18 protein-coding genes are annotated in these 15,523 nt (G+C 43.7%); 5 read left to right on the top strand and 13 right to left on the bottom strand.

Going from position 1 to position 15,523, the window contains the following annotated elements:
- Position 1: 1 nt before the first annotated feature.
- From QZ942_RS00675 to QZ942_RS00655, 5 genes are read right to left on the bottom strand one after another with little or no spacing between them, the layout of a single operon-like run.
- Positions 2 to 337: a hypothetical protein gene (locus QZ942_RS00675; protein WP_292992599.1), complete on the bottom strand. Its 336-nt coding sequence runs from the start codon at positions 335 to 337 to the stop codon at positions 2 to 4.
- An 11-nt stretch (positions 338 to 348) separates the two neighbouring features.
- Entirely contained in the window at positions 349 to 837 is a 489-nt protein-coding gene (locus tag QZ942_RS00670) for a hypothetical protein (RefSeq protein ID WP_292992597.1), read from the bottom strand.
- Complete coding sequence (locus QZ942_RS00665; protein WP_292992595.1) at positions 834 to 1,166, bottom strand: hypothetical protein; 333 nt, start codon at positions 1,164 to 1,166, stop codon at positions 834 to 836. Before QZ942_RS00665 ends, QZ942_RS00670 begins: the two co-directional genes overlap by 4 nt.
- The gene (locus QZ942_RS00660) at positions 1,166 to 1,891 is read right to left on the bottom strand and encodes a hypothetical protein (RefSeq protein WP_292992593.1); all 726 of its coding nucleotides are present in this window, start codon (positions 1,889 to 1,891) and stop codon (positions 1,166 to 1,168) included. The genes QZ942_RS00665 and QZ942_RS00660 overlap by 1 nt, the downstream gene beginning before the upstream one ends.
- Positions 1,892 to 1,899: 8 nt before the next feature.
- Positions 1,900 to 2,748 (bottom strand): hypothetical protein, encoded by an 849-nt coding sequence (locus tag QZ942_RS00655; RefSeq protein ID WP_292992591.1) that lies wholly within the window; start codon positions 2,746 to 2,748, stop codon positions 1,900 to 1,902.
- A 161-nt stretch (positions 2,749 to 2,909) separates the two neighbouring features.
- Between QZ942_RS00655 and QZ942_RS00650 the strand changes: the two genes are divergently transcribed.
- Genes QZ942_RS00650 through QZ942_RS00640 form a run of 3 tightly spaced genes read left to right on the top strand, consistent with a single transcriptional unit; the run spans position 2,910 to position 7,500 of the window.
- Positions 2,910 to 4,565: a hypothetical protein gene (locus QZ942_RS00650; protein WP_292992589.1), complete on the top strand. Its 1,656-nt coding sequence runs from the start codon at positions 2,910 to 2,912 to the stop codon at positions 4,563 to 4,565.
- A 2-nt stretch (positions 4,566 to 4,567) separates the two neighbouring features.
- Complete coding sequence (locus QZ942_RS00645) at positions 4,568 to 5,479, top strand: hypothetical protein (protein WP_292992587.1); 912 nt, start codon at positions 4,568 to 4,570, stop codon at positions 5,477 to 5,479.
- Positions 5,480 to 5,481: 2 nt separating this feature from the next.
- Complete coding sequence (locus tag QZ942_RS00640) at positions 5,482 to 7,500, top strand: transglycosylase SLT domain-containing protein (RefSeq protein WP_292992585.1); 2,019 nt, start codon at positions 5,482 to 5,484, stop codon at positions 7,498 to 7,500.
- Between the two features lie 78 nt (positions 7,501 to 7,578).
- On the opposite strand, the gene QZ942_RS00635 is transcribed toward QZ942_RS00640, so the two are convergent.
- The gene (locus QZ942_RS00635; protein WP_292992584.1) at positions 7,579 to 7,854 is read right to left on the bottom strand and encodes a hypothetical protein; all 276 of its coding nucleotides are present in this window, start codon (positions 7,852 to 7,854) and stop codon (positions 7,579 to 7,581) included.
- Positions 7,855 to 7,961: 107 nt separating this feature from the next.
- On the bottom strand, positions 7,962 to 8,450 hold the full coding sequence (locus QZ942_RS00630) for a GNAT family protein (RefSeq protein ID WP_292992583.1): 489 nt from the start codon (positions 8,448 to 8,450) through the stop codon (positions 7,962 to 7,964).
- Between the two features lie 561 nt (positions 8,451 to 9,011).
- On the opposite strand from QZ942_RS00630, the gene QZ942_RS00625 reads away from it, so the two are divergent.
- Together QZ942_RS00625 and QZ942_RS00620 are read left to right on the top strand one after the other, a co-directional pair.
- The gene (locus QZ942_RS00625; RefSeq protein WP_292992582.1) at positions 9,012 to 9,620 is read left to right on the top strand and encodes a hypothetical protein; all 609 of its coding nucleotides are present in this window, start codon (positions 9,012 to 9,014) and stop codon (positions 9,618 to 9,620) included.
- A 44-nt stretch (positions 9,621 to 9,664) separates the two neighbouring features.
- Positions 9,665 to 10,894 (top strand): DUF3466 family protein, encoded by a 1,230-nt coding sequence (locus QZ942_RS00620; protein WP_292992581.1) that lies wholly within the window; start codon positions 9,665 to 9,667, stop codon positions 10,892 to 10,894.
- 383 nt (positions 10,895 to 11,277) lie between these two features.
- Here the strand turns inward: QZ942_RS00620 and QZ942_RS00615 are convergent, their stop codons facing one another.
- The 6 genes from QZ942_RS00615 to QZ942_RS00590 all read right to left on the bottom strand — a co-directional run bounded on the left by QZ942_RS00615 (position 11,278) and on the right by QZ942_RS00590 (position 15,513).
- Positions 11,278 to 11,637, bottom strand: coding sequence for a hypothetical protein (locus QZ942_RS00615; protein ID WP_292992580.1), 360 nt, complete (start codon positions 11,635 to 11,637; stop codon positions 11,278 to 11,280).
- Between the two features lie 288 nt (positions 11,638 to 11,925).
- Positions 11,926 to 13,458, bottom strand: a complete 1,533-nt coding sequence (locus QZ942_RS00610) for a hypothetical protein (RefSeq protein ID WP_292992579.1) — start codon at positions 13,456 to 13,458, stop codon at positions 11,926 to 11,928.
- Positions 13,459 to 13,728: 270 nt separating this feature from the next.
- Positions 13,729 to 14,190, bottom strand: a complete 462-nt coding sequence (locus QZ942_RS00605; protein WP_292992578.1) for a hypothetical protein — start codon at positions 14,188 to 14,190, stop codon at positions 13,729 to 13,731.
- Between the two features lie 259 nt (positions 14,191 to 14,449).
- The gene (gene dut, locus QZ942_RS00600) at positions 14,450 to 14,917 is read right to left on the bottom strand and encodes a dUTP diphosphatase (protein WP_292992576.1); all 468 of its coding nucleotides are present in this window, start codon (positions 14,915 to 14,917) and stop codon (positions 14,450 to 14,452) included.
- Positions 14,914 to 15,159: a hypothetical protein gene (locus QZ942_RS00595; RefSeq protein ID WP_292992575.1), complete on the bottom strand. Its 246-nt coding sequence runs from the start codon at positions 15,157 to 15,159 to the stop codon at positions 14,914 to 14,916. The genes dut and QZ942_RS00595 overlap by 4 nt, the downstream gene beginning before the upstream one ends.
- A 15-nt stretch (positions 15,160 to 15,174) precedes the next feature.
- On the bottom strand, positions 15,175 to 15,513 hold the full coding sequence (locus tag QZ942_RS00590; RefSeq protein ID WP_292992574.1) for an acyl carrier protein: 339 nt from the start codon (positions 15,511 to 15,513) through the stop codon (positions 15,175 to 15,177).
- Positions 15,514 to 15,523: the final 10 nt, after the last annotated feature.

Raw genomic sequence — 15,523 nt, 5'->3', positions numbered from 1 at the left:
TCTAGGACCTTGCCCATGTAGGTGAGAAATTAAACCGGCTATCTGCCTTTGATTCAAATCCTGTTCTGCGTTTAATGGCGTATAGCTGCGCCTCAGTAGGCAATGTCAGGCGCTTTTGTGGCAAAGCTTGATCGACCATATCCAGACCAGCAGCAGCCATGATCACCAGATATTCATCGCGGCGGCCATATACGCGCTGAGAAACCAGCGTCAGATCATGCGCTTCGTCTGGCTTGGTTTCATAGGATATCTGCGGGTCCCAAGATTTTGTTCTTTCGGAGAATAGACGTATTTCCTTATAGAAATTCTTGGCCGCCGTGGAGTTTTTATCAATCATCAGCGAAACCCTCAAATAGTGATAATTTCACCGCGCGAAAGTGCATTGAGAGCATCAAACATATTCAGTGTTTGCTCAATCGTGCCAGAACGGGATGCGTGCAGGCACGTAGCCAGTGCTGCGATCTGTCCGCAGGTAACGCCCTCAGATATTCGAAAACGCGGGCCGGAAGAATCCATTCCGTCCTTTTCAATTGATTGTTCTGGGTTTGATCTTGCCGCCCGCTCAGAAAACACCAATCTTTGGCTTTTGTTGTCATTGGCAAAGCCGGTTTTAAACGCAAAGAAGGCGGATATTGCCGCTTTGATATCGTCGTCAGTAAATAAGCTGTCGTAGGGTATTTCTGGATTATTGGTTATGACGATACAGCCGTCCATGCGGCCAGTTCTATATTCAGATTCAACGCTGACAACCAGAACATTAGAATCAGGGTCGATAGCCGAAAACAGGGTGCAGGCGCGCCCGCCGTAGCCAATGAATGTGGCTTGGATTTTGATCATAGCGCTCCGACAAGAAAGGCGATAATGACAGAAGCAATTAAGGGGTAAACCACTGCAACCATAAATGTGGGAGTGCTCTCACCCCATAACACATCTTTAGCAGGCATTAACCACCCAGACCAGGAGAATATCCAGCAGAACAAGTTGTACGGCCATCCGATAACAGCGGTTAGAATGACAATCCCAAGCTTCTGATTGATAAACTCATAATCATCCTGATTCCTCGCGCACATCCGCAGCACGATTAACGACCAGACCAACCCAATCAACAGCCAAGCCATAGCTATGCCGTTAAGCAAATCAACGTCAGCATCGATGTAAATTTCCATCAAAGCACATCCTCTTTATCGTAGTTAACTTGCACAACCACTTGGTAACCATGCGGATCTATTGGGTCTCCATCAGTTCCCTTGCCATCATTCGGGTCGCTATCTGCAGGCGCACTGAATAATGGTATCGATGCTCTTAATGTGACATCGCATGCCAGTATTGTTAAATTCTTCGAGTCCGTTTGAATGGACATGGCGGGGTTGTCTGGGGATTCAATTTGCACCGGCCAAGTGAGATTCTGACCGGCAAACGTGTAGGTGGAGAAAAACCGCCTATTCTCCATGTTGTCCAGATATAAGAGGAACTGAGCTGCCAATGATCTGGCGGTTGGTTCATCGAACGCACAAAACACAACTTGCGCGCGAACATCGCCAGAAATAACTCGCACTCTGAAATCACGCTCTTTGGTATCGCCCGGCAATATGACTTCTACTTGTTCGGATATTTGCCGCGTATAGTCACGCCCGGAAGGTGTGTAATCTTTTGCTATGGCCACAAAGATAATGGGCATCTTGGCCGGTTGCGTGGGCGCGCCATCCGTATCATTGCGCTGCCATGATGAAAGCATCTCCTCTACAGCATCAACCATTCTCGACGGTGCCCACACAATGCTTTTAGCGAGACCACGCGTAACATATTCGTTCAACCCAATGGTGGTAGGCGCTATTCCTGAGTAGAACGCGCCCATATATTCACCAAAAGCTACCTTGACTGGCTCAAGCATGCCAAGCCCTACCGCTTAAATCTATTGAGCAGGCGATTGACAACAGAACCAGTCTCTTCCCTCACCTCTTTCACGGGAGAAACAAAACCTGGTAACGAATCCATGTTTTTGAAACTCGCCATATCCCGCTGGATTGAGTCAAGGGTTCCACCGGATACCATGATGGGCGCAATATAAGACGCATCAAGCACCATGGAAGGATCGCTACCTTTCTTTGCCAGCATGGATAGCAATTGCTCGTTTTCTTGCTGCAGCCGCTCTATTGTTTCGCTGGATACGTTACGCTCACGATCTAAGCTGTCCAGCAATACAATCATTGCTTGTTTTTGTTCGTCTTGTTCGGCTGCGTAGATATCGTCGTAAGTCAGCTCACCAAAATTGCCGCCCATGACATCATCCAAAACAACACCACGGAAAGAATTACCCAGATAGTTAGGCTGTAACACGTAGTCAAAGCCAAAGAATTGCGGCTTAGACTCATCGATAGCAGAAGAAAAGCCCCCTACCCTGCCATTCCATGCTTTGGCCGCAACCAAACCGGCTGCGGTATCCAGGAATTCAGCCTGATGCCGGATGATTCCCTCTGGTGTTGCGCTCAGGTGCGTGGTAACGAATGCGGGATCGACCGGCACATACTTGCCGCCATCCATACCACCCTCCGATGGCATCATGCCAAATCGTAATCTTGGGAAGTGCCCGTAATACCCAACCATCCCGCGGGATGAAACCATTTCCTGGCAAGCTGGGCTATTAATAGCGTCGCATATCAATTTAGTATTGAAATTACGCGCCTGCCCGGTATGTTTTCGCCCCCTGTCTTTGAGGGAATACTGAATCATTGGGGTAGATATAGGCATATTGACTCCTTGTTTTATCTAATTGAGTCAATAATGCCTTCTGAAAAAACGCTCTTACTGGCAGTTTTCCGGTAACGCGCATCTGTTGCGGAAAATCAAGGCATTTCTGGGGTTTCAAAACCATAACATCATAGGATTATCATGTTCATGGTGCGCAAAACATGCCGCAATCATCAAATCACATCAAAAAGAACAGCTTTCTTGCCAGTATTGGCATGACATCCAGCAGATGGAGTAAAGCCAATCTCCCGGTAGCCAAAGAAATCAATGAGTCCGATGCATATCTTTACGGCTCAGGTCAAACCACTGTCGCATCGTTACTTGGAACTGACAGGCGCGCCGCCCGGTCACGCCAACAGATTTATAACAAATGGTCGAGCATGGAATCAGACCCCATTGGATCTACTGCAATTGGATTGCTGGTTACCTGCGCGCTTGGGGGTCATGAAACAAGTGGAGACCTGGTTTTTATCGAAAAAACTGTGGAAGCTAAAAAGAATAAGCGATTGGCTGCGGTTGTTGATGAAATATCAGCCGCTTTATCGCCAATGATTAACCGTGAAGCACGCACAATAGCGTACACCGGGGCATCTTTTGGCGATTCTTACGCGCGTATTTATTCGGAAAGATCGCGCGGCGTTGTGGATCTTTACACTGGCGAGATGATCAGGCCGCAATTGGTACAGCCGTTTGAGAAGGGGAATAGAACAGTCGGTTATGCGGTTTATACTGGAACTCGAAACTTCGAAAGGCTGGATGTTTCGCAGATGGCACGCTTCAAAATGCCGCGCACGCAATGGGTGCCTCAGTTCGGTGTTGTAGAGAAAGCCATGAGGATAGCCATTACCGAAGATAATATTGAAAACCTGCCAATCATGCCAAGCATGGCCGGTGGCTCGCTGTTTTATAACGCTGAAGGTCCTTACGACAATCTGTATTCATCGCTTGTCGGCATTGTTGGCCAACGCTGGCTCGATTCGATTGATGAGCAAATGCTGCAGGTGAATCTCACGTCAATGACAATTGAGCAGCAAAACAGATTCCTAGCTTCCATCAAAGCCATGCTGACCTCATCAAAACAACGCGCTGAAGATGCCGTCAAGAATGGCCAGCCGGTACTAGAACGAATTAGGCACATTATCCCCACATTCAATGAGAAACAGCTTACGACAGTAAGCAATGCAAACGGCGGGCAGACTGGCAGAACCAACAACATCAGCATTGAAGATATCATGCTTCACGCTCGCATGTATTCCGGTGCCATTGGTGTCGATCTGGCCATGCTGGGATTTGCCGATCAGTTAGCTGGCGGTCTTGGTGAAGGTGGATTTTTCAGGATGTCGGCTCAGGCAGCGGAAAATTCTAGGATTATTCGTAACTCATTGTCAGAATTTATTTATCACGCTATTGATATCCATACGATGCACAAGTATGGAACGGTATTTGATCCTGATAAGCGGCCATTCACTGTTAATTACTACGGCTCTAATTTAGCACAAGAAGCGGAGAAGCAGCGCACAAAAGCTGATTCAATGAATTCTGGAATGATACTGGTTCAAGCCATGCAGCAGATGAAAGATATTGGCGCTACCAAAGAAATGATGCAAGAGTTCTTATCCAAAACCATGATGCTTGATGAGGATCAGGCCAAATTGTATGCGCCAATTGTAGAAATGAAGGATGAAAACCCGGATGATGGATCTGGCGGCGGTCCTGGGTTTGGTCAAGGATTCGGTCAAGGAAAAATGGATAGTGCGATAGAGATTGATGCCCCAATCATCCAAAATCGCAAACAACGCCGTAGAAAAGGCGGATAACCATGTCCTTATACAATAACGTATCGCAAGCGCTATCTGCCCAAGGAACGATTGGAGCTACCATTTCCGGTGCCACGTCAATCACTGGCGGAATCAGCAAACAGGCCGCGAATATGATGGGCGGAGGTGAATTGGCTCAGGCCGTAACAAACATTGGCGGCGCCATGGCAACTAATGTGGTCAGGAATGCAATTAACCAGCACATCCCTATCGAAGCCCATAGAGCATTGAACGTGGGCGGCGGTGTCGTGGGCGATTTGATGCGCGGCGATATCAGCGGAGCCGGGTTGCGCGTACTTGATTCCGGATTGTTGAATGATTTCCTGCCTGGAATGAGCGGAATAGCGTCTCAGGTTATGTATTGGGGCAGACCAACGCCATTGTTTGGCGGCATTACACCCACTGAAGCCCGGCAAATCTACCAAACAATGCGAAGTGCCCGGCTGTCAAAAAAGAATCTGTTTCTGATTGAGGTATCCAGCGCGCTTATGGGTGATTGGATATCGCAGTGGTTCAACCTATTCGCCACGGAACTGGATTATGCACCCCTAACCATATCTGGCGATAAACGCAAAGTTGGCGTCGCTGTTCTTGATTCTGTTCAAAGCAGCGAACCGGTAGAGCTGCGCGTAACCACAATGGATGATCAATTTGGCACTATAAAACGCTGGTATGAGCAACATCATGCGGCAACAGTAGCACAGGACGGCACCGTTGGAACTCCCAGTCAGTACGCCATACAGATCAAGATCGTGCATTCCTTCATCACAAGACAAAGCACACTAGCAGAGGCATACGAGAGCATCGGATGGTTCAGGCCGTCAAATCTGGAAATAAGCCTGTCACGGCGCGATGATGCAATGCAGGAAATCCAAATGACGTTCTCGCAGCTCGATACCTTCATCAAGGTGTAACCATGGCAAATATTAAAAGTGACAATCAAGGATTCCTAATCGGTGAGCCGCTTGATTTAAACAGAACGTTTGAATTGTGGAACGATATTCGTAATGACATGCGAGCCGTTCGGCTGGCACTCAATGGTAAAGGTGTATCTGAATTATCACCCGGCAGGGTAATATCAAGCAAGCGCGCGGGTGACAGCGAAAATATACCGCAACAACCGGCAGCCATACCGCAGCGCAGGGATGAAAGCGCGCGCGAATCTAATAAGAATCAGCCTACCGCAGCAGCACCGGTCACCACCACCCACAAGGCTTTGTTAGAACCATTGAAACCCGCAGTAACGCCGGGAAACGTCAGGTCTGCCGCAAAAGTAAATCAGGCTGCAGAAAGAGATATCAAAACCGGCAGATTCGCAAAGAAGAATGGCAGCCAGTTATTCGGTGATGAAAACGCGGTTAGTAACGATAGGTACGTTGATAGCTCGTCGTCAGATACTAACGGCGCGGTGAGTATGGCAGCAGAAAAGATTGCCAATGCTGTCAGTTCGGCCAGCAGCGGCATGGAAGAGACAGACCCGGCAATTAAGGCATTCAGTGAAGTAGCGCAGCCTATGGCTCGCGGTTATGAGATTCTGACAGCCGGTACCGGGCGTGAACAAAAGGATACTTTCAGATGGTTTAGGAAAATATTCGGCGAAATAAAGCTATTCCGGAAGGATGAAACGGCCTTCAATAAAGCTGCCAATAAAAGCCTCAAGAATATTGAAGAAAATCCAGCTGGTGGGGATGCATCGGGCGGTGATAGTAGTTGGTTAAGAAGGTATATTCTCCCAATTCTTGCATTAGCATTGCCATTCGTTATGGCCGGTGTTTCCGGGGTAGGAGGTTCAATAGGCAAAGCGTGGGATTCTACTGTCACCGATTTTAAAACAGTAGCGACCAAGATTCTCAGCGCGTGGGATTCCACAACAGACAAATTTGACGGTGTACTTGGCAGCATTACAAGCAAAATAGAATCATTCTGGAACACTTTTACGGGATTTGTAAAAGATAAGTTTGGCATTGATATCCCAAAAGCGATAAAGCCGGTAGCTGAAAAAATCTCCGAGAAAGTATCGGGCGTAACATCCTCTGTAAAGCGCGCATACGATGTTGCAAAGGCTGAGACCGGATCTGTATTAGAGAATGTAACGCTAAAAGGATACCGCCACAAAGCGATGTTTGATGGCATTAAAGGCGGCGATGACTTGGCAAAGTATGGAACCTATACCGATGCTGAAGCCAAGCGTATCAAGACATTAAAGACAAGCGCCGCCAACACATCAGCCAATATTCCGGGCGGAATGTCTCAAGAAATACAGGATAAGATTTCTGCCCAGGCTAAGAAGCATGGATTAGATCCGGTAATGATGCAAAAAATAGCGGCGATGGAAAGCGGCGGGAACCCTAATGCAATCAGCAAGACCGGCGCGCTTGGGTTATATCAATTCACCGGCCAAACAGCGTCAGGCGTTGGAATAAAGAATCGCTTTGATGTCGATCAGAACATTGAAGGCGGCATGAAGCTAACAAGCCAGAACATGGCTATGCTTAAAAAAGCAGGATTGCCGGTCACTGCAGAAAACATTTACATGATGCATCAGCTTGGACCAAGCGCAGCTAAGGAAATAATACGCGGGTCAGAGGGTGGAAAATCCAAGGCTGACTTGTCATCTAATACTCAGCGATCAATGAATCTGAATTATGGTGCTAATAGCAGAACGGCATCAGAGTACATTGACACAAACAGGGCTGCACTGGATAAACGCTATGCTGCAACCGTGGGTAATGTCCAAACTGCTCACGCGCACGTACCGGAATCACCGAGAATGCCAGCACCTCAATTGCCAGCGGATGAGCCGTCAATTGTAGAACCATTGGCAAGCATTGGTACCAGGAATCAGAATGTTGTTGCTTCAGCACAGCAGGAAGTTGGGCAGGATGTCAAAGACCGGCGTATTGCTCATATTGTTACTGGTGGGTTAAGTAATTGATAGATATAAGGCAAGACTCCAAAAAGTGACATCCTGTCCGCTCTCTAACGCGGTTTTTCCTTTAACCTAGCTGTTTTTTTATTGCCGGACATTTGGTCTTACATATTCTGGATCGTTCTCATTCAAACATCTAAATGTCACAGTTACTGTAGTGTCGATTCCCATACGTGTTCGTGCGCTGGATTCATTAATGAACATAAAACGTTTGCCAAGGGAAGTGCATTTTTCTGTCCCCGCCTGAAATGCACTTTCTCTCGCCTGTGACGCAAGGCGATATCCATCGGCGGTTGAGGTAACGGAATAAGTATCACGCCCCATCTCTAAAACCTGACTGGTAGAGAGGCAACCAGTCATGAAAATTGCCGCGAGGATAGATGTGATTATTCTGCTCTTGTGAATCTTGAGATACATGGGTTAATTCCTAACGTGGAGTAAGGTGCGTTCCGCTTAAGTGTATAAGGTTATACGATTGGAAATACATAGCGCAAATGGCCATCTTGATAGCCCTCAACTTCAGCGATGCCCGCATGAATAGCTCCGACTCGATTCATTAACTTGATACTTGCATTGTTATTTGGATCAACATAAGCAACAGCGGCCTTTCCCTTCGATGAAGCAAGCTGTACAAGAAATGGTACAACCACACTAGCGATTCCTCTTTTGTGATGAGTATTAGCAAGCAATATGTATAACTCTGCCTCATATAATCCCATACCCTCAAGCAGACCACAACGACCAATAAATTTATTTGTCTCAGAGTCTGCTATCACCATTAGTGAGATTTGGGGGCGATACTCACCAAGATTTTCCTTAAGATCCTGCTTGGTTCTTGGAGATGGGCCACCAACGTATTGCTTTATCACTGCGTCCTTTTCCAATGCGATATAGGATTCGTGATCTTGGCATTCAAGGTAACGAACTGTAACTGTGCCTAGATTGCAGGGAATCATTATAAATAAACCATAGGTAATAAATAATATAAGAATTTTCTCATAACCTGGAACGACAGGATCGATTCATCCATTTACTTTAAAGAATACAGATAAATGTAAAGCTTGATTGGTGGAAATGTAAAGCATTACAAGTGAAGTTCAAACTGAGGTGCTATCCAAATGCCTTCCATGACTTTGCATTAATCAGTTTTTGTCAACCAACCTTGTAATAACGCGCTTTTGTCAACCTGATAACCTTGCAAATTATCCAATTTGTAAACTTGCACAATTTCGCAAACTGAACTGCATGCTTGAGACAGCGGTTACAAACCGCTTCGGAATATAAAGCAAAACCTTAATTACTTACCCGATAAAGTATTATTCAGTATGAAATAATTTGTGAATAATTTTTAACGGAATTACAGCTCCATCTTGGAACACTCACCCCCCCGCCACAACCCCATGGCGCACAACATGCTGTAGTCATATGTCCTAAAAACAGGGTGAAATAACCTATATACAGCACAATTGTTTAGGCATAGCATTGGTCATTCCAATACCATATTGAAAGGGAAAAGCATGAAACAATATCAATCAACTACGATTCTAAGCATAGTAATGCTAAGTATCGCAATAATTCTGTCTGGCAACGTCTTTGCGCAGAAACCCCAAAAACCCGCAGCAGCTACCGTTTATGAAATTGGCAAAACCGGACCTGCCGGTGGAATTGTGTTTCATATTAGCGATGGTGGGGGCAGTAGAGTTCGCGGGCATCATGGATTGGAGACCGCGCCAGCAGATCTAGGTGATGCACCCTGGGGATGTCTTACGGTTTCAGATATACCCGGAGCAGCAGGATATAAAGTCGGAACTGGCGCGCAAAATACTGCCGATATCTTGGCGGATTGTACAGAACCAGGTACAGCTGCAGAACTTGCTGCAAATTACGAACTCAATGGTTATTCCGATTGGTTTTTACCCTCAGTTCAGGAATTAAAACTGATGCGTGAAAACTTATACATCTGGAGCAGAAGTGATTCTGGGTTTGGGTTCCACGACAGTTTTTATTGGAGTTCCACTGAGGGCAGTGATGTTCTTTTCTCCATTTATATTTATAACCAAGATCAAAATCGAGATCCAACACAAAAAGATATTCCTCAGAGAGTTCGTGCTATTCGGGCTTTCTGATTTTTTATGATGTATTCAGATCCCTCAGTATTTAGAGTTTAATAATGCTGAACAATACTTTTGCTGTGCCAAGGAGAAGCCTGAGCAAAATGAGATTTCAAAAAAGGAAAATAATGAACAATAAACTTTCAAAAATTAAACGCACTGCAGTCTTTCTCGCTGGGATTGCCGCAGCTTCAATACCCACGATGGCTCTTGCAGATTGGTCAATTCGTGCCTTGGGAACTCTGGGAGGAACAATAAGTGAGGCCTATGATATAAATAATTCTGGGCAGGTAGTAGGGTCTTACGGCACTATAGGTAACTACCGTGCCTTCATAACCGGGCCTAATGGCGCTGGCATGTCGGACCTGGGCACGTTGGGTGGAAAAAACAGTATAGCTACCGGCATCAACGATTCTGGACAAGTAGTAGGATCTTCTAGCTTAGGCTACTTCAGGACTCACGCTTTTATAACGGGCCCTAATGGTGGTGGAATGAACGATTTAGGATTTTTAAGTGTGCATCCTGGTGAAAATAATGACTTTGAATATAGTGAGGCTTTTGCTATCAATAATTCTGGACAAGTTGCAGGTACTGATGGCGGGGAACCTTATATAACGGCCTTTATTACTGGCACTAATGGTATTGGCCTGAATGGATTTACTAGGTTTGACCAATGGAACTATTCTAGCGCCTCAGGAATTAATGATTCCGGTCAAGTAACAGGGTATTTAATGAATGGCACGGAAAATTTAACACGTCCTTTTATCACAGGACCTAACGGGACAGGAATAACTGTCTTAGAGAACCTTGGCGGAAGTTACAGCAACGCCAATAGCATCAATAATGCAGGGCAAGTGGTGGGCGGGTCTTACCTTGCTGGAGATACTGTATATCATGCATTCATCACAGGCCCAAATGGGGTTGGAACGACCGACTTGCTGGATGGTCAGGGCGGTGCATTCTCTTACGCCACAGATATCAACGATTCGGGACAAGTAGTCGGATATTTATCTACCACTGATGGCGGGAACTCTTTCTTATTTAGCAATAATGAAATGACTGATCTTTCACTATTACCTGCCGTTATTGGCGCAGGATGGACCAATGTTGTAGCGCAGGCAATCAATAATAATGGCCAAATTGTTGGGTATGGCAAATTTCATGGGCATACCGAAGCATTTCTTCTTTCTCCATTTCCAGTGCCAGAACCACAAACCTACGCTATGCTTTTGGCTGGCTTAGGGTTAATGGGTTTTATGGCACATCGCAGGAAAGTATCAGCGGCGTAAGCGATTCGAGAAATCTGCACAATTTGGTTCAAAATTTGAGAATTCCGCTATTTTGTGCAGATTACTTGACAGAATCACCTTTTTCTAGCGCATTGCTTGCGTCGATTTGATACAAGTATTCCATTTTTCTGAAGTGAATGTAGTCCATTCAATATCCAATTCCATTGCGTTGTACTGGTTAACAGGATTTACGAAACCCTTTCTGTTGATATCGTACATAAAATCCTCAACAACAATATAATCAGCTTCACTACTGAATCGACATATTAATTTGTTATCAGGCTCCCAGCTAGGCATCTTCTCAGAGCATTTCGTCCAGTTTATTTGCATGGTTTTGCCCTGTAAATTGCATTAGTTAAGTGTGTAAAAGGATGTCGCTAAATTCAATCCGCGATAGTTGCGATCTTCCTCAATCTTGGCCACCGATCATGAATCCAGTGATACTCAGGTGGAGTTTCTTCAGTAACCACATACACCCTTTGTTCACCCTCACGCTCAGCCAGTAACGCCTGAATTGCCATCCCCGGCACCAAGGTTATCCAATGGGATTGTTTATCGTGATCTTTTTCCATGAAGCTTTCAGCAGGAATCAATACAGGTCTAGGATGCCAAGGTTTCCATTTGCCCATCTTGATGGAATCGATTCGTGCCCATCCACCATTGGGGAATTTACCTACTGACTCATCTTTACGTCTACCCCAAACAACCCAAGTTATTCCGCCCTTCCTTAGATTTATAGGCAATCTAGCCTCGGGCTGTGGAAAGTAGATTTTTTGATCTTGATATTGGATTCCGCCGCACATAAGACATGATAACTTATATGTAATTTCTACTTAAGTTTTTGGCGGATCTAAGCCGAGTATTCCAGAAAATTATATTAATAAGCGGTCAACAAAGTTGATCATGGCCTTGCGTCGTGTCGGCCGTCGCACCCGGAAACGGTTTCTGTCCGCCGTAGAACCAAAAAAATAACTGCAGCCATATATAACTTTCAATATTTTATGTTCTTATCCTATCGTTCGGTCCGAAATTTATCCGGTCGATATCGAATTTATAGTAAAAGACTTAAGATACTCAAATTTACTGTTTATTTCTTCCTCCAAATACTTAGGAATAATGGCCTGTTTATCCAAACTATAAATGTGCTGAGAAAAATCGAATTTCCTTGTTGATGGGTTAGCATCTTCAGAAATAACTTGATCCAGTAAACTTTTAAGTGACAAATTTCTCTCTTTTATAATCGACATTAGGAAATCAAACTGATCGACGCTGATAAAATAAATGTGCTTAGGATCAATTAAAGCCTCGTTCGGAATAGTTTGATATAACTCATCAAGTTTCCTTTTTCCTATCGAATCATACAAGGATGCCCCAGACCCAAGATACAGTTCTTTACACGTCACTACTAATAAATAGTTAGATTTCTTGAATTGAGGTAGTTTCTCACTACGGATTTCAAATAAGTATTCATTTAATCGATTTGCTTGTTCAACAGCTTTTATTGCCGTGCTCTTTACTTTGTTTAGAATAATCTCTGGATTTCCAGTGATTTTTCCTAAATAAGGCATTTCCACAGCTTTCGCATCAATAAAAATATTCGCATAATCGTCATAAACAACGTAATCAACACATTTAACGTGATTTGGTAGATTTGATTTAAGTATTTTCTCAGTAACATACGTTAAATTGGCATAATCTAGGCCTTTTGATAGGTAGCTCTCGAATAGACCCGAGAAATATTCCATCATCTTACTTGGGTTGTCCTCTTTTAACGCATCGTATATAAAATATTCTAAGCGCCTATACAAAATACATGGGTGTATGCATGTGTACTTATTCTCATGTTTTATTAGCGGAAATCTTGCAAAAGGGGATTGCTCGTAATACTCTTCATACCCCCCTGTCGATAGGTTAACTTCTTTCAGTTCACGTGAAATGTAAACAATATCAACACTCAATGAATCCAGAAATCTTTCAATATAAGATGGTTCAAAAGTAGGGAAGATTGGTGAAAACCAGTTCAAGTCAATAGTGTGATTAGATCTATCAAAAAACTTAGTAATTAAAGCTAAAGATAGAGATAAAAAGTCTTCACATTCAATCCCATATATTTCTTTGAATCTTCTTCTTAGTGTATGGTTCTGAGGTAGATTTCCGAACCAATTTACTTGCCTACCATACATAGATGCAGAAAATGGTCGTTGATAGATAAATTGTTGATACGCTATATTTCTAAGAAATAGGAGGTGATGTGAATATTCATGGGGCATTTTGATCAAGTTCGATAGCTTGTATGTCCTGTTAATCACATCATAGAATTTCTTGCTATCCAAATAATCTTTTCTATAAATTTCTTCTTTGCTTCTATCCAGAAAGCTCCATTTCAGTACCAATAGCACTACCCAAGGTTGGCGTTGTAAATGATCTATCTCTTCCTTGATTGGTGCATATATATAATCAGCACAAGCATTCAATATATCAAGTTCATCATAACATTTAAGGTGCTTCTTGATTTGATGTGCCTTTCGTTGATACTTTTGAGATCTATATTGTTGTAATGACATTTGTTTTTTGCTGAAGAGCCTTATTAAAGAATTCTTAATAGCTCAAAATTACAATGACCATATAAGTTGATTGTTGCTAAGATACTGCGATATTACATGCACATTAATTTTCTTATAGCGCTATGATCATTATAGGTATATGAATTAATAAACGGGAAGACTAACAGGATATAAGTAAATTTGTGACAATTTTGTGCCAAGTTCTGGCACAAATAAACGTGATTAGTACATTATGGGACTTGTTTTGGCTTTGACAAGAACTACAAGTTATTAATTTATCTGAGTGCGGTCACGTGCTTTATAAGCAGAGGGATCACCAATAAGCACAGTGTTTTGGGCGGTCTCAAACTCTTCAAGTAACTGCACCTTCTCAATGAGGCTCTCCTCATACCGAGTAATAGCAGTGGATAAACGATAATATGCATGCTTGTAACTCTCGGCTTTTCGTAAGGGCCCAAGAAAGGTAACAATCCCACTAAAAAGACTTGCAATCAAGCCCCATATCCAAGGAACTTGTTCGATAAAAGCGGAATATGCCGGATAACTAACCGTATTTGGATCAGTGGTAATAGCAACTGCAGCAGTGGCAAGACCACCTGCAATGACGGCGATAAGGCCGGATAAATAGTGAACTGCGTACCAGATTCTTTGCCAGTACTTAAATGTGCTATTTCGAGACGACACCATCTCTGGAACTGACTGCCTTTGAGGCACATTATCTGTATCTGCCATAACTTCTCCGCTAGCAATAAAAATTAATATCGCTATATTCTGTCTAATCAAACATGTATAAGAACAGGGATCACTGACCAACGAAATTATTCTATCAAATAACTATCTAGTGAGTCTAATAGAATATCTAATACTGTGACAAAATTGCGCCATTGTGAGAGTCAATAACATCGAATTAGGCACAAAACAAACAGGTCTTAGAGCTGGCAAGAGTTGCAAGTTATTGTTATATGATCTCTATTATATTAGATATTTTGTCTCACAAACCCGTTGACCCAAATCCCCCAGCACCCCTCGCAGACTCACCAAAGCTATCCACAATAGTGAATTCAGGAACCATCACCGGCACGATGACAAGCTGTGCGATTCTGTCCATTCGATTAATTTTAATAGCTTCATTCGTTCTATTCCAGGCAGAAACCTTTAATTCCCCTTGATAATCCGAATCAATCAAGCCCACCAGGTTACCAAGCACAAGCCCTTTGTGCCCCAATCCAGAGCGCGGCAATATCATACCGGCGTATCCTGGGTTTGCGAGATGAATTGCGATTCCGGTACCAATCAATATCACCTCACCAGGATTGATATCAACAAAACCGTCATTGTTAGATGAAATAGAAGGAAATGTCACCGCCATCAGATCGATACCGGCACTACCAGGTGTCTTTGGCTTCAAATTTTCGGCTGCAATCAGGTTACTCAATATTTTTAGTTCAAATTTATTCATTGTTGAACTCCCATTGATTTTTTCAAATCTCTATAAGCCGCCATCCAAATTGGATGATCTTTATCAATTGGCTTAATATCGTTCTCGATTTCAACCGCCATTGGTAATGCTCTATATTCATAGCATCCATTGCCTATCAACATCTTTCTCCTTGCGGTTACTCTAACTGTTACATCATCCTTGGTATCGTATTTCTCAATGATCTTGCTAACAGTCTTAATCAATTCAATGATATATCTCATGACTCAATCTCCTTTTTAATCAATTATTGCTCTATTTTCATCGATTATCGGCGCTCTTGCCGCGTGACTCACGGTTCTTTTAAACGCATCTGAGGCATGCACCCTACGCTTCACCTCATCAATCAATTTCCTAACCGTTATCCCACCGCCATTGAGACTATCGCCAAGACGCTCATCATCAAACTCCACCCTGAATTCACGCTCGATTACGATGATTATCTGCAGCACTTGCATTGAATCAGCCCCAAGATCCTTAATTAACTCTTTTCTGAGTAAAACTTCTTTTTTGTCGCACTTCAGAATCTTTGAAACAATAAATTTAATGGTTGGTACCGGGTTTTCTCTTCTAGTCATAACACTCCTG

The sequence above is a fragment of the Nitrosomonas sp. genome, from assembly GCF_021731985.1.
In the GTDB taxonomy this organism is placed as follows: domain Bacteria; phylum Pseudomonadota; class Gammaproteobacteria; order Burkholderiales; family Nitrosomonadaceae; genus Nitrosomonas.
The sequence above is the reverse complement of the archived record's forward strand: the minus strand, read 5'-3'. Positions and strand labels throughout refer to the sequence as shown.

Coding starts and splice junctions, on each gene's coding strand:
- QZ942_RS00675 (WP_292992599.1), bottom strand. CDS start 337: ATGATTGATAAAAACTCCACGGCGGCCAAGAATTTCTATAAGGAAATA.
- QZ942_RS00670 (WP_292992597.1), bottom strand. CDS start 837: ATGATCAAAATCCAAGCCACATTCATTGGCTACGGCGGGCGCGCCTGC.
- QZ942_RS00665 (WP_292992595.1), bottom strand. CDS start 1,166: ATGGAAATTTACATCGATGCTGACGTTGATTTGCTTAACGGCATAGCT.
- QZ942_RS00660 (WP_292992593.1), bottom strand. CDS start 1,891: ATGCTTGAGCCAGTCAAGGTAGCTTTTGGTGAATATATGGGCGCGTTC.
- QZ942_RS00655 (WP_292992591.1), bottom strand. CDS start 2,748: ATGCCTATATCTACCCCAATGATTCAGTATTCCCTCAAAGACAGGGGG.
- QZ942_RS00650 (WP_292992589.1), top strand. CDS start 2,910: ATGCCGCAATCATCAAATCACATCAAAAAGAACAGCTTTCTTGCCAGT.
- QZ942_RS00645 (WP_292992587.1), top strand. CDS start 4,568: ATGTCCTTATACAATAACGTATCGCAAGCGCTATCTGCCCAAGGAACG.
- QZ942_RS00640 (WP_292992585.1), top strand. CDS start 5,482: ATGGCAAATATTAAAAGTGACAATCAAGGATTCCTAATCGGTGAGCCG.
- QZ942_RS00635 (WP_292992584.1), bottom strand. CDS start 7,854: ATGACTGGTTGCCTCTCTACCAGTCAGGTTTTAGAGATGGGGCGTGAT.
- QZ942_RS00630 (WP_292992583.1), bottom strand. CDS start 8,450: ATGATTCCCTGCAATCTAGGCACAGTTACAGTTCGTTACCTTGAATGC.
- QZ942_RS00625 (WP_292992582.1), top strand. CDS start 9,012: ATGAAACAATATCAATCAACTACGATTCTAAGCATAGTAATGCTAAGT.
- QZ942_RS00620 (WP_292992581.1), top strand. CDS start 9,665: ATGCTGAACAATACTTTTGCTGTGCCAAGGAGAAGCCTGAGCAAAATG.
- QZ942_RS00610 (WP_292992579.1), bottom strand. CDS start 13,458: ATGTCATTACAACAATATAGATCTCAAAAGTATCAACGAAAGGCACAT.
- QZ942_RS00605 (WP_292992578.1), bottom strand. CDS start 14,190: ATGGCAGATACAGATAATGTGCCTCAAAGGCAGTCAGTTCCAGAGATG.
- dut (WP_292992576.1), bottom strand. CDS start 14,917: ATGAATAAATTTGAACTAAAAATATTGAGTAACCTGATTGCAGCCGAA.
- QZ942_RS00595 (WP_292992575.1), bottom strand. CDS start 15,159: ATGAGATATATCATTGAATTGATTAAGACTGTTAGCAAGATCATTGAG.
- QZ942_RS00590 (WP_292992574.1), bottom strand. CDS start 15,513: ATGACTAGAAGAGAAAACCCGGTACCAACCATTAAATTTATTGTTTCA.